Source organism: Pseudonocardia sp. DSM 110487 (assembly GCF_019468565.1).
Classification (GTDB): domain Bacteria; phylum Actinomycetota; class Actinomycetes; order Mycobacteriales; family Pseudonocardiaceae; genus Pseudonocardia.
On sequence record NZ_CP080521.1, the window covers coordinates 8,405,246 to 8,424,026 of the forward strand.

General features: G+C 72.2%; 14 protein-coding genes. 6 read left to right on the plus strand and 8 right to left on the minus strand.

The annotated features are described in order from the left end of the window. Positions 1-177 precede the first annotated feature (177 nt). The 4 genes from K1T35_RS39400 to K1T35_RS39415 form a co-directional block, all read right to left on the minus strand. On the minus strand, positions 178-3,669 hold the full coding sequence (locus K1T35_RS39400) for an ATP-binding protein (protein ID WP_220256780.1): 3,492 nt from the start codon (positions 3,667-3,669) through the stop codon (positions 178-180). Beyond that, positions 3,666-5,027: a hypothetical protein gene (locus K1T35_RS39405; RefSeq protein ID WP_220256781.1), complete on the minus strand. Its 1,362-nt coding sequence runs from the start codon at positions 5,025-5,027 to the stop codon at positions 3,666-3,668. Before K1T35_RS39405 ends, K1T35_RS39400 begins: the two co-directional genes overlap by 4 nt. A gap of 119 nt (positions 5,028-5,146) precedes the next feature. Then, entirely contained in the window at positions 5,147-5,812 is a 666-nt protein-coding gene (locus K1T35_RS39410) for a response regulator transcription factor (protein WP_220256782.1), read from the minus strand. After that, on the minus strand, positions 5,803-6,504 hold the full coding sequence (locus K1T35_RS39415) for a sensor histidine kinase (protein WP_220256783.1): 702 nt from the start codon (positions 6,502-6,504) through the stop codon (positions 5,803-5,805). Before K1T35_RS39415 ends, K1T35_RS39410 begins: the two co-directional genes overlap by 10 nt. 157 nt (positions 6,505-6,661) lie before the next feature. Here K1T35_RS39415 and K1T35_RS39420 point away from each other — a divergent pair, with 157 nt between their 5' ends. From K1T35_RS39420 to K1T35_RS39440, 6 genes are all read left to right on the plus strand, one after another. Beyond that, positions 6,662-9,163, plus strand: coding sequence for an Hsp70 family protein (locus tag K1T35_RS39420; protein ID WP_220256784.1), 2,502 nt, complete (start codon positions 6,662-6,664; stop codon positions 9,161-9,163). 470 nt (positions 9,164-9,633) lie between these two features. After that, entirely contained in the window at positions 9,634-9,876 is a 243-nt protein-coding gene (locus K1T35_RS39425; protein ID WP_220256785.1) for a hypothetical protein, read from the plus strand. Then, positions 9,873-10,058 carry a hypothetical protein gene (locus tag K1T35_RS49935; protein ID WP_370645216.1) on the plus strand — a complete coding sequence of 62 codons (186 nt, stop codon included), beginning with the start codon at positions 9,873-9,875 and terminating at the stop codon, positions 10,056-10,058. The genes K1T35_RS39425 and K1T35_RS49935 overlap by 4 nt, the downstream gene beginning before the upstream one ends. A 218-nt stretch (positions 10,059-10,276) precedes the next feature. After that, the gene (locus K1T35_RS39430; RefSeq protein ID WP_220256786.1) at positions 10,277-10,420 is read left to right on the plus strand and encodes a hypothetical protein; all 144 of its coding nucleotides are present in this window, start codon (positions 10,277-10,279) and stop codon (positions 10,418-10,420) included. Positions 10,421-10,473: 53 nt separating this feature from the next. Continuing rightward, positions 10,474-11,823, plus strand: coding sequence for a hypothetical protein (locus K1T35_RS39435; RefSeq protein WP_220256787.1), 1,350 nt, complete (start codon positions 10,474-10,476; stop codon positions 11,821-11,823). 259 nt (positions 11,824-12,082) lie between these two features. Beyond that, positions 12,083-12,523, plus strand: a complete 441-nt coding sequence (locus K1T35_RS39440; protein WP_220256788.1) for a transposase — start codon at positions 12,083-12,085, stop codon at positions 12,521-12,523. A gap of 903 nt (positions 12,524-13,426) precedes the next feature. Here K1T35_RS39440 and K1T35_RS39445 read toward each other — a convergent pair. Genes K1T35_RS39445 through K1T35_RS39460 form a run of 4 tightly spaced genes read right to left on the minus strand, consistent with a single transcriptional unit; the run spans position 13,427 to position 18,759 of the window. Next, complete coding sequence (locus K1T35_RS39445) at positions 13,427-14,155, minus strand: DUF1775 domain-containing protein (protein WP_220256789.1); 729 nt, start codon at positions 14,153-14,155, stop codon at positions 13,427-13,429. Continuing rightward, positions 14,152-15,180 carry a 2,3-diaminopropionate biosynthesis protein SbnB gene (sbnB, locus tag K1T35_RS39450; RefSeq protein ID WP_220256790.1) on the minus strand — a complete coding sequence of 343 codons (1,029 nt, stop codon included), beginning with the start codon at positions 15,178-15,180 and terminating at the stop codon, positions 14,152-14,154. Before sbnB ends, K1T35_RS39445 begins: the two co-directional genes overlap by 4 nt. After that, the gene (locus tag K1T35_RS39455; protein WP_220256791.1) at positions 15,177-16,166 is read right to left on the minus strand and encodes a TauD/TfdA family dioxygenase; all 990 of its coding nucleotides are present in this window, start codon (positions 16,164-16,166) and stop codon (positions 15,177-15,179) included. Before K1T35_RS39455 ends, sbnB begins: the two co-directional genes overlap by 4 nt. Positions 16,167-16,218: 52 nt before the next feature. Further along, entirely contained in the window at positions 16,219-18,759 is a 2,541-nt protein-coding gene (locus K1T35_RS39460) for an amino acid adenylation domain-containing protein (RefSeq protein ID WP_220256792.1), read from the minus strand. Between the last annotated feature and the right edge of the window lie 22 nt (positions 18,760-18,781).

The window sequence follows — 18,781 nt, forward strand, 5'->3', positions numbered from 1 at the left end:
TTGTATGGACGCAACCCCCGGTGACGCCCCCTGAATGCCGACCGAATCAGATCGGCACAGCTAGCAGCATGCCAAGGACGCCCATGACATCGAATACTCCGATAGGGTCGGATCGCTCTTGAAAAGAGTCACCCGCGGTGAGTCAAGTCGCGCAGACGGGTGAAGGCGCTCGTCCGTTCACCCGGCGCGCCCTGCTGCACCCGCCAACAACCGCTCGCACGCCTGTACGAGCACGTCGGCCGCCGTCCGCAGCTCCACCCTCGCGAGCGGGTTCGCCGCGCGACGCCGCCAGCGGGCCAGCTGCTCGGCAGCCGCCCGTGCGACGTCCTGCTCCGTCGCACCCGGTACGAGCCCGAGCCGCGTACGGGGATCGGTTCCCGATGCGCCGAGCAACCGCTCGACGGCGGGGCGCTCGCCGTCCGGGAGATCCAGCTCTCCCGCCCGCAGGGCGTCCACCACGTCCAGCTCCGTGAGCTCGAACGCCCCGGAACGGATCCGGTCCAGCCGGTAGCGCAGCCCGTCACCGCCCACCGGCGGCGGCTCGTGCCGCACCAGGTCCTCCAGCGCCAGCAACACCGCACGCGACTTGAGCGCGTCCGCGCGCCGGGTCAGCCGGTCCTCCATGAACTCGCGCAACCGGGGCAGGCCACTGCTCCGCAGGAGCGAAGCAGCGAGCGCCTGCCGGGTCGGAGCCCGCCCGGACCTGATCTCCGCGACGGCGAACCGCACGACCGCACCGCCGAACGGGACGGGCCGCTCCCGCTCGGACGCATCCGCTGAAGGCGCGACCGACGCTTGCGCAGCCCCGCCGCGACCGACCGGGACCGCACGGCGCCCTGCGGACCGGATCCGGTCCGCCTGGCCGGTGCCGACCATCGCCACGGGCATGGTCGCCACCTCGTCCAACGGTTCGGCGACGCTGTCGTCGAAGCCGCCGCCGTCGTCCTCGGTCCGGGCCAGCAGGGTCCGGAAGTGCTCGTCGGACAGCTGCAGGCCCGCCTGTGCGAACGAGGGCGCCACGGGCACGACGACGTGGCACAGCCGCCGCACGTCCGGCACCGCGGCGCACTCGATCGCCGCTCGCTCGGCGGGCTCGTCGGCCGGTCCGTCCACGAGGAGCGCCCCGATCGCGTGAGCAGGGCGATGCCATGCGGTGCCGAGGGGCCGGTCGGGCAGGAGCACGTCGCCGGCGGGGCCGCGGCGCAGGGGCACGACGAACGCGTCAGCGTCCAGAGCCGTGGCATCGATCAGCGCCGCCCCACCGGTGTCGCGGGTACCGCCCTTGCCGAGCGCCGTGAGCGTCGGCACGAGCGCCACCGGTCCGGCGCCGTCGCCCGGCACCCCGATCCGCAGCGGCGCGTCGAGACGCTCGGCGAGCACGCGAACGGCATCGGCGCGGGCGGTGCCGCGGTAGCGCTCCCGCGCCTCCCGCACGGCGTCGCGTACCTGGTCGATGAGGGGACGGGGCGCCTCGGCGGCATCGTCCCGGGCAGCAGGGCGGTTCGCGACACCCGCCGCGACGGGGGACGGGACGGCGGGCTGCGGCTCAGCCCGCCCCGGAAGGGGGACGAGGCCGTCCACCGTGGTGCCCTGCCCGGGAACGGACCGGACGTCGATCCGGCCCCCGACCGTGGAGATCCGGGTGGTGACGTTGCGCAGGCCCCGCCCCGGCGAGCCGCTCGCTCGGGTCTGGTCCCAGCCAGGGCCGTCGTCCTGCACGATGAAGCGCAGCCTGCCGTCCTCGATGCACATGCGCACCCCGATCGTGGCGCCCTGTGCGTGCTTGCGCGCGTTGTTCACCGCCTCGAGGCAGCAGAAGTACACCGCGGACTCGACGTCCTGCGGGAACCGGCAGTCCGCGTCCAGGCCGGCCGCATCCACCGCGACCGGTGGCTCGCCGGACGCCAGCTCCTTCTCCAGCGCCCGGACGAGTCCCCGCTCGGCCAACAGTGGTGACGACACCCCCATGGCGGTCTCCGCGAGCACCGACTCGGCCACATCGATCTGCTCGCTGACCTGCTCGAGCCGTGCTCGCGCCTTGCCGAACTGGGCCGTGGAGACCTGGTGCTCCACCAGGCCGAGCGCGAGCCGCAGCGACACGAGGTGGTGCTGCGCACCGTCGTGCAGGTCCCGCTCGATCCGCCGCCGCTCCCCGTCCATCTCGGCGACGACGGCACGCCGCGACGCGGCGATCTCGCTCGCGTGCGCGAGGGCGGCCCGCAGCTGCCGCTCCAGCTCGATGCCGTACCTGCTGGCCTGCAACACGGCGCCGAGGCTGTCCGCGACGTCCTCCAGCAGGTGCTGCCGCTGCTGCTGGAGGCCGCCGACGGCGTCGTAGTCCACCGCCAGCGTGCCGATGGCTTCCGTCCCGTGGCGGACGACCACCTGGACGAGCTCGCCCGAATCGCGCTCCGCTCCCTCGCTCCATGTGTAGCTGCGGTCCCGCAGACCGGGCCGGGTGACCGTCAACCGGCAGGTGGTTGCCCCCAGCCCGCGCCCCACGGCCTCCGCCACGCGCGCCAGGTCCGGAGCGTCCGTCGCGGTGACGCGGGAGAACGCCGTGATCCCGGCGAGCACGCTGTACGGGGTGGGCCGGGTGCCGAAGAGGAGCCGGTCGGTCCAGCGTTCGGCCCACACGTAGGCGGGACGCAGCGTCACCGCGGCCAGTACGGTCGCGAGCACGGCGGAGAGCAGCGCGCCGTCCGCGCCCGCGAGGCTCGCGGTGCTGGTGCGCACCAGGCAGTAGCCCCCACCGACCAGCACCGCCGTGAGCCCGGCCGCAAGCCCACGGCTGAACAGCCGCTCCGCGTTCCACAGGCCGCCCCGCCGGGTCGCCACGAACACCGCGCCCGCGATCGCGATCCCGGCCAGCCGGGAGAACCAGAACAGCAGCGCCGTCGGCTCGCCGCGCGCCTCGTCGGTCGGGTCCACCAGTAGCAGCAGGCTGCTCCATCCCGTTGCCCACATCAGCAGGGTGACCGCCGCGAGCACGATCGCGATGGCGGAGGCAACCGCGACCACGCTGAACAGCAGCCGCGCCTGGGTGCGCGCGGTCGCCGTCGGGGCGCCCCTGATCTGGCCCGGCAGGACCATGACCCCGACGACCGGCCCGAGGTACCCGAAGAACAGCACGCAGCTCACGATGGGCGCCAGCAGCGCGGTGCTGAGCCCGGCCAGCAACAACAAGCCGGCGCCCGCGAGTACGAGTGCGGTGCGCGACCGGCCGGACCGGGCCTCCCGCTCCGGTGGAAAGCCCAGCAGCGCGAGGACGAAGGCCGCGACCGCGATCCCCGGGAGCAACACCTGGTGGATCAGGCCGATCTGCAGGCCCGTGACCACATCGACCACCATGACGACGGCGATCGCCTGCACGTTGAACGCCCCTGCCGACGCGACCATCGCGAGCAGCAACAGCCTTGTCGACCAGCTCCTGTCCCTCCCGGCGACCAACACCCCCGCAACCACGAGCGCGAGCACGCTGAGGCCGTAATCGAGGACACCCTGCACACCGAGCCAGTCGATCAACGCCGCCCTGGACGCCATCCACCCGATGGCACCAGCGGCGAGCGCCATCACCGACACCGCCGTGCAGGCGAACAGGAGCACCCGGTACGCCGCGACGGCGAACGCGCTGCGCCGCGCACTGGCGACGCCGGAGACGGTCGTCACGGGATCCTCAGCTCAGCGCCGACGCTGGTCTCGACGATCGGCTCGAGCCGGTCGGGCAGCCGGACGCGCAGCTCGACCGAGCCGGACGACGTGGAATCGGCCGTCTCGGCGGCACTCGTGACGGTGAGATCACCGCCGAGCGCCGTGAGCCGCTCGCTCTCCTCGGCCAGCGCGACGCGGAGGTCCTCGGGGCTCGCCACCGCGGCCGGGTCCTCGATGCGCACGACGACGTGGGCGTCGGTGCGCTCGAGGTGCACGAGCAACTCACCGTCACCCGCGCCACCCGAAAGGGCACCGAACGCGGCCGCGACGACGTAGTACACGCCGGACTCGATCTCGTAGTCCAGGCGTCCGCCGAGGTCGCCGGACAACCGCACCGGCCGGGGCATGTCCGCAGCAACCTCGTCGAGCGCCGCAGCGGGTCCCTGGTCGCGCAGCACGGCCGGGTAGACACCGCGGGCGATCAGGCGAAACCGGTCGAGGAGCTCGTCGAGCGCGACGCGCGCCCGCGTGAGCGCCTCCTGGGCGGCCGCGCTGTCGATCGCCGCGTCCTCGGGTGGGTGGCCCAGCTCCGCGCCTGCCGCCGCGACATCGGCACGCAGGGCGGCCAGCCGGTCGCTCGTGGCGTTGCCCAACTCCATGACCAGGCGCTTGCGCTCCACCTCCCGTGCGCGGGCGAGGCGTTGCCGCGATGCACGCAGCTCCCGCGCGAGGTCGTCGGCACGGCGCACCCGCTCCGCGAGCTCGGCGTTCAGCGCCACCCCGCGCAGCAGCAGCGCGGCACCGTTGGCGACGTCCCGGACGAGCTCCTGGTCGCCGGGGGTGATCGGGGCGCCGGGTTTGGTGATCGTGAGCGCCGCACGCAGGACCGTGCCGTCCAGCACGGGGACGGCGTGGTCGACGTCCGGCCGGGCGAGCAGCACCGCAAGGTTCTCCACGGTCTCGGCCCCGCTGCCGGGACCAGGTGGCGGATGCTCCGCCGCCCCCACCAGCCGATCGGCGACAGCGAGCCACACGACCGCCCTGGTGGCGCCGGTGCCGTCGGCGAGCACCTGCGCGAGCCCTGGCAGCGCCTCCTCCAGCGCTCCGGCCCGGATGCGCGCCGCGGCCGCCGCGAGCGAGGAGTACGGCGTGACCTCGCGGTGGTGGGTGACCCGCTCCACGATGCGGTCGATCCGCGGCTGGACGGCTCCCAGCCCGATCGCGGCCATGGCGACCGCCACGAACGGGATCAGGATCTCGAGCGGTCCATGGCCGAGCGCTCGACCCGTCCAGTCGACCAGGACGACGAGCACGACGGCAACGCCGCAGGCGACCAGCAATGCCCGCAGCGCCCGTGCCACGATCATCCGATTCATCGCGCTCCCGATCCACGCCCGATCGGGTTCCGGACCAGCATCATCACGCTATTCGCCACGGCGGCAGAGGCCAATCGGGCGGACGGACTAGTGGCGCCGGCGCAGGCCATCGGTACGCGTCAGTCGCCGTTGCGCTGCGAGCGCAGGTAGGTGAGCACGGCCAGCACCCTTCGGTGGTGCTCCGTGATGTCGGCGTGCAGGCTCAGCTTCCCGAAGATGCTGGCGATGTGCTTCTCGACCGCCTTCGGCGTGACGAACAGCTGCCCTGCGATTCCGTTGTTCGACCGGCCTTCCGCCATGAGACGCAGCACGTCGAGCTCGCGCTCGGAGAGCGTGGAGATGACCCCCTTCCGCTCCCCGCGCGGCCGCTCCACCAGCCGCCTTGCGAGCACCGGCTCGATGACGATCTCACCGCTGTGGATCCGCGTGAGCGTGTCGCTCAGGACGTCCACGCTCCCGACCTTCTCCTTGAGGCGGTACCCGACGGACTCCGTCCCGATCTGCAGGATGCGCATCAGGTAGTGCGACTCGGCGTAGTGGGACAGGAACAGCAACCCCATGCCCGGGTGCGTGGCGCGCAGGCGTTCCGCGGTGACCAGGCCGCCGTCCGGCTCGGGTGGCATCCGGATGTCCAGGATCGCGATGTCGGCCGGTTCCTTGGCCAGCAGTTCGACGAGGGAGTCGCCGTCGGCGGTGCAGCCGACGACCTCGTGGCCCGCCGCCTCGAGAAGCATGACCAGGCCCTCGCGGAAGAGAGCACCGTCCTCTGCAAGAGCTACTCGCATGGGATCCTCATCGTGATCGTGGCGGCGCGCTGGCCGCTCGTGATGTCGATCGCGCCGTCCAGCGGCCGGACGGCTCCCAGCATCGCGTCGGCGTGCCACGCCTCGGCGCCGCCGACGTCCACGGCGAGCGTGTCGTCCTCCCGCCGCACGACGACGTCGACGCACTCCGCGCCGGGCGGCAGGGCTTCCAGGCAGCCGACCACGGCGAAGTAGGCGGCGCCCTCGGCCGCGGGTCCGAACCGGTCTTCGGAAGCGTTCACCCGCACCGGCGCGTCCAGCCGCTCGGCCGCCTCACGCAGGGCCGGTCCGAGGCCCGCCTCGTCGAGCAGCGGAGGGTAGATCTTCGAGGAGACGTCGCGCAGCTCCTGCAGCACGGCGTGCAGCTCGTCCTGGAAGCCGTCGATGAAGTCCTGCAGGTCGCATTCGGCCTTGGCTGCGCGGTGGCGCAACAACCCGAGCTGCAACGTGAGCGCGGAGATGCGCAGCGATGCGCCGTCGTGCAGCTGTCGTTCGAGGCTGCGGCGCAGCCACCACTGCTCGCGTTCGGTGCGGAGACGGGCCTCCTTCGAGGGTGCGGAGAGTCGGGTGACGGGTTCGGCGGGCGCCGGCGGGGACGGCGACTCGGGGGACGCGCCCTGCTCGGAGGCGCTGCGGGGAGCGTCGCCGGCGCGCTGCGCTGGCTCGAGCATCATGGCGTCATCGTCCGGCCACGGCGCGTATCAGTGAATGGGGTGCACCCCACCTCGGGTAGGGCTGTCCCCCTTGTTTGCCCGGGATCCGGCCAGAACGGTAATGGAAGGCCCCCGCGCGGCGACGGGGCAGACACCAGACCCGTTCCTGGGAGGAGACGTGGGCTATCACCTCGGGGTGGACCTCGGAACGACGTTCGTCGCAGCCGCGCTGGCCACCGACACCGGCGTCGAGATGTTCACCCTCGGCGACCGGTCGGTGGTGACGCCGGCCGTCGTCTACCTGCGCGAAGACGGCGCCCTCGTCTCCGGTGACGCGGCCGCCCGCCGAGCCGTCAGCAGCCCGGACCGGATCGGGCGCGAGTTCAAGCGCCGCCTCGGCGACCCGACGCCGGTGATGCTCGGAGGCTCGCCCTACGCGGTCACCGTGCTGCTCGGCACCCTGCTGCACGACGTCCTCAGCCGGGTGACCGAGACCGAGGGTGCCAAGCCGGACAGCGTGGTGCTCACCCACCCGGCCAACTGGGGGCCGTTCCGGAGGGAGCTGTTCGACGAGGTCCCGCACGTCGCGGGGCTCACGGCACCACGCATGATCACCGAGCCCGAGGCCGCCGCTGCGCACTACGCCGCCTCCCGGCAGCTGTCCGACGGCGAGATCATCGCCGTGTACGACCTGGGCGGCGGCACGTTCGACGCCACTGTGCTGCGCAAGCACCCGGGCGGCATCGAGATCCTCGGCGTCCCCGAGGGGATCGAGCGCCTCGGCGGCGTCGACTTCGACGAGTCGATCCTCTCCCACGTCAACTACGTGGCGGGCGGCGCGCTCTCCGAGCTGGACATGAGCGACCCGCAGACGGCCGTCGCGCTCGCCCGGCTGAACCAGGACTGCGTGCTGGCCAAGGAGGCGCTCTCGATCGACACCGAGACGACGATCCCGGTGTTCCTGCCCAACCGGCACTTCGACGTGCGGCTGACGAGGGCCGAGTTCGAAGACATGATCCGCGCCCCGGTCGAGTCCACGATCGGCACCCTCGTCCGCACGCTGCGCTCGGCCCAGGTCGACCCGAGCCAGCTCTCCGCCGTGCTGCTCGTCGGCGGCTCGTCACGGATCCCCCTCGTGTCGAGGATGATCTCCGAGGAGCTCGGCCGTCCGACGGTGGTCGACGCCCACCCGAAGTACGCGGTCGCGCTGGGTGCCGCCACCCTCGCGCGCGCCGGTGCCGGCACGAGACGCGGCGACGGGCCCGGCCGGGCCCCGGCCGCACCGGTCGGCGCGAAGATCGCTCCGGATGACGCACCGGCGGGCGCGGGGGCCCGGAGCGCACCCGCGGCCCCACAGGCGCCCGATGCGGGCGGGCCGGCGGCAACGCTCACGGCTCCGCCCCACGGGGGAGAGCCGGGCGGTCCTCCGCCGTTCCCCACCACACCTACTGGCTTCGACCGTCCGCCACAGGACGCTCAGGGAATGCCGCAGTGGCGACCGGGGTGGGGGCCACCCACCGGTCCGCCCGCGCCTCCCGCACTGGGCGGCGGCAGGAGGAGCGGCAGGAACCGCGCCCTGCTCGTCGTGGCAGCGGTGATCGCCCTGCTCGCCGTCGTCGGCGGGATCGGCTACGTCGCGGCCGATCAGCTCTGGCCCGGCCGGCAGACACCCACCGCGCAGCCCGCGCCGCCGGCGGCCGCGCCCGAGCCACCGGCCGCCGCACCCGAACCACCCGCCGCGCCGGAGCCTTCCGCCACTCCATCGTCGAGCGTGCCGGTGCCGTCGCTGGGCCAGACGCTGCCGGTCGGGCCAACATCGGGCTTCGTCGTCGTCGCACCCAACGGGCGGCAGGCCTACATCGCCAACCGGGCCGCCGGTGTCGTCACGGTCGTCGACACCGCGGTGAACCGGGTCACGGCCACGATCCCGGTGGAAGCGGGTCCGCCGCAGTTCATGGCGTTCTCACCGGATGGCAGGACCATCTACGTCAGCGTATGGGACGACGCCCGCACGATCGCCGCCATCGGGGTGCTCGACACCACCAGCAACTCGATCGTCGCGACGATCCCCGTCCGCACGAGGCCGTACCTCGCCGCCGTCACTCGCGACGGCAACTGGCTGTACGTGCCCAACCACGACTCCGGCACGGTCTCCGTCATCGACACCGCGACCAACGCCGTGACGACCGAGATCGAAGTGGCCCCCAACCCGCACTGGATCGAGTTCTCGCAGGACGGCACGCGCGCCTACATCGCCAACCACGAGTCGAACCTGGTGTCGGTGCTCGACACGTCGAACAACACCGTGGTCGCCGAGGTACCCGTGGACACCAGCCCGCACAGCGTGGCGGTCCACCCGACGCGCCCGCTCGTGGCCAACGTCAACTACGACTCCAGCACCGTCACGATGATCGACACGAACACCGAGCAGGTCGTGGCCAGGATCCCGGTGGGGCGCAAACCCCAGGACATCACCTGGGCGCCGGACGGCCGGTTCGCCTACACCGCCAACGTCGAGGACAACTCGGTGTCGGTGATCAACGTCGACACGATGACCGTGACGGCCACCATCCCGACCGGGGCATCGCCCACGTCCGTCGCGGTGCACCCGAACGGCGCCACCGGCTACGTCACCAACCTCAAGGACGGCACGCTGACGCTGCTCAACCTCGCCGGCTAGGGCCCGGCCGAGCACCGGCCTGCCCAGCATGAAGATCACGAGCATCGGGTGTCGAAGGCTGTCGGCGAGGGTGTTGCCGAATCAGGGGTGTCGGTGCCCCCGTGCAGCAAGGTCTGCAGTGGTCATGGGGCGCAGACCTGTCCGCGCCCCATGGCTGTCGGTGGGTGGCCTCCTGACGGCGAAGGCCCGGCGCCCACGAGCAGGCGCGACACCGTTCCGACCGGCCAGCCCACAACGCGGTCCGACCGGATTCGGCAACACCCTCCGGCACAGCCATGAACACCCGAAACGGCGGATCATGGCCACCGTCGATCACGAAGTCCGGTCGGCCTGCTGGGTGGGGGTGAACCCTACCCGGGACTTGGCGGGTTTCCTCCCTGGTTTCGTAGGGCCAGCGTCATGTATCGCGGGAGCGGCGAGGAGCATCCTTCAACGGTCAGCGCAAGACCCGGACCGGAAGGAGAACGACGATGAGCACCACCGCCGCACCTCTCACCAATCGTGATCGTGCCGTTCTCCGAGCCGTCGCCGCCGGCCGGTGCCGAATTTCCCCGGCCGGCGGTGAACTAGTCGTCGACGGTATGTATTTCGCCGACCCGTTCGCCGGTCCCCGCCTCGCCGCTGCCGGCCTGATCGCCGCGCCGACGGACACGGGACGCGCTCTGCTCACCGCGTCCGGGCGAGCGCTGATCGGCGCCGGGATGGCATCGTGACCACCGCCGCCGCCCGCCCCATCCGCACGACGCTCACGCGGCACGACCGATGCGACCGCTGCAACGCCGCGGCGCAGGTCAGGGCCCTGCTGCCGGCAGGGGGAGAGCTCCTGTTCTGCGGCCACCACGCCCGCGCACACGCAGCCAGACTGCGCGAGATGGGCGCAGACCTCAGTCCCTGACCCATCCCTTCCACGAGCCCGGTCGCCTCCCGCGACCGGGCTCTTCGCATGTCCGGCCAGGCTTTGAGAAGGGGGTTCGCCCCACCGGGTACGCGGGTGCCGGCTCCCCGCGTCGTGGGGTCTGCTCACTGTTTCCGGCGCCCGCCGACCGCCATTCTTTACATGGGCTTCAGAACTGCGGAATCCGTTCCGCGGCCCGTTTCCGAAGAGGTGGACAAATGTCGGACTACTGCGACGACGAGCACGAGGACGTCGACTGGGAGGAGCACGAGGACTCGGAGGACGAGGACTTCGAGGAGGTCGACTTCGAGGACGAGGACGAGGACGAAGAGGAGGACTGCGAGGACTACGAGTACGCCTGACCCTCGCACCGAGAACCATGAACGCGCAGCCAGTAACGGGCACCGCGCCCCGGATGCCCCACAGCGTCCCGGGTGCGGCGATGGGTGCGGCGCGAGCTGGAGGCCGGCCGGACGTCACCGGCCGGCCTTCGGCATCCCGGCGCCTCCCCGACAGCCCGGTCACCGTGCAGGTGGCCGGCGGTACACAGCAGGACCGCACCGCACTGGCGACGGCCCTGACGCGCGCCGGATCCGGCCGCGTCAGGTTCACCGGCGGCCACCCCGGTGGCCCGCTGGGCACCGCGGTGGAGGCCGTCGTGCTCGTTGTCTCCGCGATGCGGGTGATCGGGGCCGCCGAGCTCGACCTGGTGCGCACCCTGCGCCACCGCTCCCCCCGCCTCCTGCTCGCCCTCACCGCGGTCGACCGGCATCCCTCGTGGCGGGAGGTGCTCGACGCCGACCTCGAGCGGCTGCGGGCCGCAGGCACCACCGTCGCTCCCTTCGCCGTCTCGGTCGACATGCACAGCCACGCCGTCGTCACCGGCGACCACGCGCTCGCCACCGCCTCCGGCATCCCCGCACTCGCCCAGCACCTCGACGAGATCGCCGAGCGGGTCGCGCCCGGCTCCGCCCGGACCGTGGCCCTCCAGGCAGCGAACGCCCGCGCCGAGCAGGCGGCCACGCCGTCTGCCGCGCGCCGAGCCGCCGGACGCAGGCCCCGTGCTGCCAGGACCGACCGGACAGAGCCAGACCGCAGCCGCTGGAGGCAGGTACTCGCCGACGGCATGGCCGTCGCGTCGTCCGACGTGGACTTCGACCTGCGCAGCCGCGTGCGCGCCGCGGTCGCCGACGCCGAGGGAGTCGTGGAAGAGAGCGACCCCAGGCGGGACTGGTCCGACCTCGAGAGCTGGCTGCGCGCTCGCCTCGCCTACGAGGGCGAGCAGACGTTCGCGTTACTCGCCGACCGCACCGCGGAGGTCACCGCAGCGCTCGAGCGGGAGCTCGACGGAGAGCCGCTGCCGCGACCGGCACTTCCCGAGCTGCCCGACCTCTCCGGCCGGCTACCGGCCCGCAACGCACCCAGAGGCGTACGCCGCTCCCTGGCAACACGCAGCCGCAGCCTCGTGATGTCCGGATACGGCGGCCTGATGATGGCGCTGATCCTGCCGCGCCTCGCGGGGGTGCAGCTCCCGGTGTGGGTGATCGTCGCAGGCGCGCTGGCCACCGCGCTCCTGCTGGGCGGCGCCACCTTGAGCGGCGAACGCAAGCGGGAGCTGGAGACGAGCCGCACCCGGGCGAAGTCGCGGGTCCGCAACTGCGCCGACGGCTTCTTGCTGGTGGCGACGAAACACACGCGGGACAGCCTCCGCCGGACCCAGCAGGACCTGCGCAACGAATGCGTCCGGCGGACTGCGGAGACATAGCCCGGAAAGCTCACCAAGCTCGTAAGCTGTCGTGCTTTTGGCGGCAGGGCCCCGGTGGCGCCGGGCCCTCATCAAACCGGCAGGCCGACGCAGGGCCTCCGGCGGCGCCGCGCATCGTGCGGGGCCGCCCCTCACGACTCAAGGGCGCTCCGCGTCGCTTCGCGATCGCTGCGCGACCCTCCTGCTGACCGGCACCGGGTTGTCGCCCGAATCACGGGTTCGGATCGACTCCGCACTGCGGCTGATCGAGAACTTGGACGTGGAGATCGAGCGGTTCACCAAGCTGATCAGTGGTCGGTTGCGCAAGCATCCCGGCTATCGGGCGATCCAACAGATCCCCGGGGTCGGGCCCATCCTGGCCGCGGTGTTCGTGGCCGAGATCGGCGACATCACCCGGTTCCCCGGGCCGGAGCAGCTGGCCAGTTGGGCCGGGCTGACCCCGAAACACCACGAGTCCGACACCACGGTGCACCGCGGCCGGATCACCAAGCAGGGTTCCCGGCTGGTGCGCTGGGCCGCGGTAGAGGCGGTGCAACGGGTCGGCCCGCACACCCGTCCCGGCGTGGTTCGGGACCGGGTCGCCGCCCGCCGGGGCCGCAACATCGGTGTGGTTGCCGGCGCCCGCGAGCTGGTCGAGCTGGTCTTCTACGGCCTGCGTGATGGGCGCATCCGCCGGCTCACCCCGGCCACCCCGGCGTGAGTCGACCATCGATCGTGGTGGGCGCGGGTCGTGCAGGTCATGACCCCCATCCCAGGCGAGAGTCACGGTCCTGGGGATCACGGCGTGGTCGCCCCTTTGATTGACCTCGCCCACCGCGAACCGTCGTAGCACTCCATGCCTGATGGCGAAGGGATGACCGACAGCCCCCACGTGGGCCTGTCCACCGCCGGGGCACCGGCACTGGAGCATGCACCCGACCCCGATCACTCGAACCCCTGGAGCCGCGAGACCACCCCGACCCCGTTCTCCGCCCGTGAACAGCGTGCGCCGGCCGGCGTCGAGGTCAAGGACCTGCGGCCGCTGCGCGGTCGGCCCTGCGGGCCGATCCTTGACCCCGACGCCTCACCCCGGCGCGCCCACACACAGGCGCAGAGACCAAGAAGAAAGATCAGGAGCCACAAACCGGGGGTTGACCGGCCCCGCTCCTTCAGGGATGACCTGCGAGCCTCTGCGACCCCTCTGGGCAGCAGCACGGGCAGGCCAAGGGCCTGCCCAGATGGGCGCGCGGCGCCACCGGAGGCGGTTCTGGCGGGCATGATCGATGTTTCGGCGCGGAAACGGGCGAGAACCACCCGGGAACGCGCCGAACTGCTGATCAAGCCGCCGTCCTGGGGACAACGCGGCGATCAAGGGGAAATGGTCGCTAGATGATCTCAGATCGCGACCATCAGCCCTTGATCAGCGCGCTGACCTGCCGGTATCGGGTGCAGACGGTCCTTGTCACGACCATGGGCAACCGATACTGCGGATCATGGTGTCGGCGCCGGGTGGCGGGTGGCTCGATCTGGCAACAGGCTCAAACGACCCGGGACGCGCCGAATTACCGATCGGATCATGAGGGTGCGAGCTGAAACGCCCGCGTTCCGCAGAACGCGGGCGATATCAGCGACCGAGGTGGCGGCGTTGGCGGCGGGACAGTGCCCGCAGGAGCACGATCAGGGCCGCTGCCGCCGCCAGCACCGCGGCCGCGGTCGCGGCGACGCCTGCCGGCGTGGCCGCCGTCGGAGGGGCGGCGATCGCCTCTCCGTGGTGGTCGCCGTGCTCGACCGCCACCGCCACGGGGCGGGGTGCCGCGCCGAGGGCCAGCTTCAGCGCGTCGTGCGCCGGTTTGGGGCCGCCCTCGGCCCAGCTGTCCGTCCACTCGGCCGTGTTGCCGGCCGCATCCGTGCTGACGGCTCGGAAGCGGACCGGACCCGCGCCTTCCGGCATCAGGTCCACGTGCAGGGTGAAGTCCACCGCCCCGGCGGCACGGGGCTCCGTGGCTGTCCACGAGACGGCCGACGCGATCTCGGTGACGGGGCCGTTCGCGCTCGGGGCGGGCGCCGGGAGCACGGTGGTGGTGAGGTCCGCCGCCCACCCGGGCGGGGCCTGCGCCGTGACGCCGACCAGCGGCCGCCCGGTGGGCAGAAGCAGCTGGAAGCCGGTCACGGGCGCCGGATCGCCGTCGGTCAAGCGGAAGACCAGCGTGACGTTCCGGGCACCGGGTTCGACGCGGTCGGGCTCGATCACGAGCTCGGTGCCGTCGGGCGCACCGGCCGCCGCCGCGGCGCTCCCCGCACCCGGCAGGAGCGCCACGAGCGACAGCAGGAGCGCCGCGACAACCGACCTCATGACCCGTGGCGGCTCAGGTCGTGGAAGAAGCCGTCGACGACGTGCAGCTCGCCCGAGCGGGCCACCTCGTCGTAGACGTACTTGCCCACCGCGAGGTCGAGCACGCCGAGGCCGAACGGCGAGAACACGACCGGCCGGTCCGCCGGCACGCTCACACGACCGGCCATGACGTCGTCGAGCGTGCCGTCCAGGAAGTCCCTGTTGCCGGTCAGCTGTTCGACGAGGTGCGGCGAGGTGTCCGCCTTGAGGCAGTGCTCGACGTCGTCGACGATGTTGGTCGACGCGAGCAGGATCTCCGGCGCGAGGTCACGCAGTGACACGTGCAGCACCACCGGGTTATGTGCGAACCACGACACGTCGTGGATGTGCGGCTTGCCCGCCACGGTGGCGAAGACGACCAGGTCGGACGACCGGATCAGATCCTCGGCGCTGTCGTGCAGGGTGATGCGGCCCGCCACGCCGGACCGCTCGAGGTGAGCGCGGAACCCTGCCGCGCTGTCGGCGGACAGGTCGTGCACGCCGATCTCGTCGAACGACCACCCGGTGCTGGCCAGGAACATCTGGATGTAGCGGGCGATCAGCCCTGTCCCGACGAATCCGACGCGCGCCGGTCGGGCTCGCCCCCGCGTGAGCCGATCGGCCCCCAGTGCCGCCGACGCTGCCGTCCGCGTGGCGCTGATGATCGAGCTCTCCAGGCAGGCGAACGGGTACCCCGTGTCGTGGTCGTTGAGGATCAGCACGGCCGAGGCCCGCGGGATGCCCGCAGACACGTTCTCCGGGAAACTGGAGATCCACTTGAGGCCGTCCACCTTGATCGGCCCACCGATCGAAGCGGGAAGCGCGATGATCCGGGCGGTCGGGCGGTCCGGGAACCGGAGGAAGTACGACGGCGGGTTCACCGAGTCCCCGGCACCGTGCAGCCGGTATGTGGCCTCCACCAGCTCCATGACCTGCTTCTCCCGGCCCTGGAGCGCCCGCTGGACGTGGGCACCCGAGATCACCGCGAACGGCGGCACTCCGCTCACTGGGCACCCCCCGGCACCGGCATGCGCAGTGGTGCGCTCATGCCGACGAGCACCTCACGGTCGCCCTCATAGGGCTCGCGGCTGTGCGCCATCCGCACGTTGTCGACGAGCAGCAGATCGCCCGCCTGCCACGGCTCGCGGAGGGTGTTGGCCTCGTAGACCCGGTTGAGCAGCTCCACGATGTCCGCGCCGACCGGTTCGCCGCCGCCGAAGCAGGTCGTGAACGGCAGGTTGTCCGCGCCGTAGGCCTCCACCAGGTACTCGTGCACGTCGGGGTCCATCGTCCACTCGTTCAGGAAGGCGATCTGGTTGAACCAGCAGGCCTGCCCCGTGACGGGGTGCCCGACCAGCGCGTGGCGCCGCTGCCGGGTGCGCAGGCCGCCGTCCGGCCGCCACTCGAACTCGATCGCGTTCGCCCGGCAGTAGGCCTCGACGGCGCTGCGGTCGTCCGTGCCGAACGCATCGGCGAAGGACGCGCCGATCTCGTCGTTGTAGTTGCGGACGAGCATCCAACCCTCACGCGCGAACCGCTGCACCAGGTCCGGAGGCAGCTGGTTCATCACGGCCGACGAGTCGGCCACCCCGGTCACGCCGCCCACCTTCGGCGGGGTGAGGCAGGCGAAGAGCATCAGCGACGGGACCTCGAGCGTGTAGCTCAGCTCGTGGTGCATGCACATGGGCTGGTTCGCCGGCCACTTCGTCGAGGAGTAGACGCCCTCGGTGTAGGTCTGGCGCGGCGCGAACGCCTCCCGCTCGGCCATCAGCCCCATGCCGAGGCGCTGGTACACGGCCGCGACGTCCGCGGCGTTGCGCAGTCCCAGTCCGCGGACGAGAACGGCGCCGTGCTGCGCCACGACGGACCGCAGGCCGTCGCGGTGCTGGGCCATCCAGCTCGCGGCGTCGGCCGTGGGTTCGACGCGCAGGAGCGGGGTCCGGCCGGGACGCAGCTCGACGTCGAGCGGTGGCGCCAGGTGTGGGGACGACATCGGGATCTCCTCTTGTCGGGTTGGTTCGTGGGATGGAGTCGGATCGGATCAGTCAGGCGTATCGGCAGGCGACGGCGAGGTTCTGTCCGCGCTCAGCCGGTTCTTCGGTCGGTGCGGGCCTGCTGTCGATCAATTCGGCGAGATCGGCCAGTACCGGGTGCTTGATGACGTCCTTGAGGGACACGACGCGGTTCAGGGCGACCGCGAGCTTCACCGCGGAGAGCGAGGAGCCGCCCAGGTCGAAGAAGTGGTCCCGCCGGCCGATCCCGTCGTCCGCGAGGCCGAGCACCTTCGCCCACACGCCCGCGACCCGCACCTCGGTGGGCGTGACCGGCGGAGTGTGGTCGTCCGCGTCGGTCGGGACGACGAGCTCGGCGGCCAGCGCCGTGAGGGCCTTCGTGTCGATCTTGCCGTTTGCCGTCAGCGGCAGGCTCTCCCGCCAGTGGAACGCGACCGGGACCATGTAGTGCGGGAGCGATGCCCCCAGTCGGTCCCGCAGGACGTCCACCTCGAGCGCCCCGTCGCCGGAGTAGAAGGCGACCAGGTGCTTGCCCCGGTCGGGTCGCTCGGCCACGACGACCGCGCCGTCGCGGACGCCGGGCACGCGCAGCAGGGCGTTCTCGATCTCGCCGATCTCGATGCGGAAGCCGGAGATCTTCACCTGGCTGTCGCGGCGGCCGAGGAACTCCAGCTTGCCGTCCGGCCGCCAGCGGCCGTAGTCGCCGCCCTTGTACAGGCGCTGGCCGGGGCGGTGGGGGTCGGTCATGTAGGTCGTGCGCGTGCGCTCGGGGTCGTTGACGTACCCGCGGCCCACGCACACTCCGGAGAAGGCGATCAGTCCGGGAGCCCCGAGCGGCACGGGGTCGAGGTGCTCGTCGACGACGTAGACGTTGACGTTCTGCACCGCAGGGCCCAGCGGCATGCGGTCCGTGTCCGGTGCCTCGTGCATGACCTCGTGGTTGGTGTCGTCCGAGGTCTCGGTCAGCCCGTAGGCGTTGACCAGGGTGGTCCCGGGCCGGGCGGCGAAGTAGCGCTGGGCGAGCTCGGTCTTGAGGGCCTCACCCGTGGCGGAGACGCAGCGCAGGTCCGGGAGCTCGTGGGGGTGCTGCTCCAGGTACGACAGCACGACCTCGAGGTAGGAGGGCACCAGCTGCGCCACCCCGACCCGCTCGCGCTCGACCGTGTCGACGAACCGCGCGACGTCCAGGATCACGTCCTGCTCGACGAGCACGGTCCGCCCGCCGATCAGCAGCGCGGACACCAGCTGCCACAGCGAGATGTCGAAGCACTGCGGCGCGACCTGCGCGACCACGTCCCGCTCGCGGATGCCGAGGTCGGCGATCTTGGCGTGGAGGTGGTTGAGCATGCCGGCGTGCTCGCACATCGCACCCTTCGGCTCGCCGGTGGAGCCCGAGGTGAAGTAGATGTAGGCGAGCTGGTCCGCCGCGACGGCGACACCGAGGTCGGTGCCGGCGTGCTCCTCCGCGTAAGCGGCGTCGACGAACACCTGCTGCACCCCCGTGAGCGTGTCGAGGGCCTTGTCCAGCGTGGTCGTGCTGCCGAGCTCGGTCAGCACCAGCGTGCAGTCCGCGCGGGACAGCGTCCTCGCGATGCGGTCCGCTGGGAAGTGCGGCTCGATGGGCAGGTACACCCCGCCCGCCTTGAAGATCGCGATGACCGCGGCCATCCAGTCCAGGTTCCGCTCGGTCACCACCGCGACCACGCCCTCGCGGCGCATCCCGCGCGCCAGCAGCGCCCGGCCAAGCCGGTTCGCCCGCGCGTTGAGCTCCCGGTAGGTCCACTGCCGGTCGCGGTGCACGGCGGCGACGGCGTCCGGGTGCATCCGAACCCGCTCCTCGAACAGCTCGTGGAAGCGGCGGTCCGGCAGCTCCCGGCGCGGCCCGGCGAGCCCGTCGAGCTGGAAACGCCGCTCCTCGGCCGACAGGAGGCTCGCCCGCCCGTGGTCGGCGTCCGGGTCGGCGACCATCGACTCGAGCGCGGCGAGGTGGTAGCCGGCGATCCGCTCGACGCTCGCGGCGTCGAGCGCATCGGTCCGGTACCGCAGCCGCAGCGCCCCGCCACCGTTCGTCAGCCCCACCCTGAGCACGACGCCATCAGCAAGGTCTCGCCCGGCGTCGATGGTGTCGATCGGGTCGAACTCGGTCTCGAACGCCGGCCCGGCGACGCCCAGCTCGCCCTTCAGCCCCTCCACGTCGAACGCCCGGTGCCGCACCACGTCCATCTCGACCGGGGCGACGGCCTGCAGCAGCGACTGCCACGAGCCGGGTTCGGTGGTGAGCACGCAGGGCAGCGCTCGGCCGCCCGGCCCGGCCGCGTAGCCGGTCACGACGTCCTGCTCGCCGGACAGCGCGACCAGCACCTTCGCGTGCGCGGTCAGCGCGAGGGAGTGCAGGGGCAGGTACATCCGGCCGGCCAGCCGGCGCATCGCCGCGACGAGGTCGGCGGACAGCGGCGCGACGTGCTCGGCCGTGCCCGCGACCGGCTCGAGCGTCCACCGCGGGATCGCGGTCGCGCCGCCCGCGGCGAGGACTCCCTGCCAGAACTCCCGGCCGGTCTCGATCTGCGTGTTCATCGAATCGTTCCTCTCCTTGCCG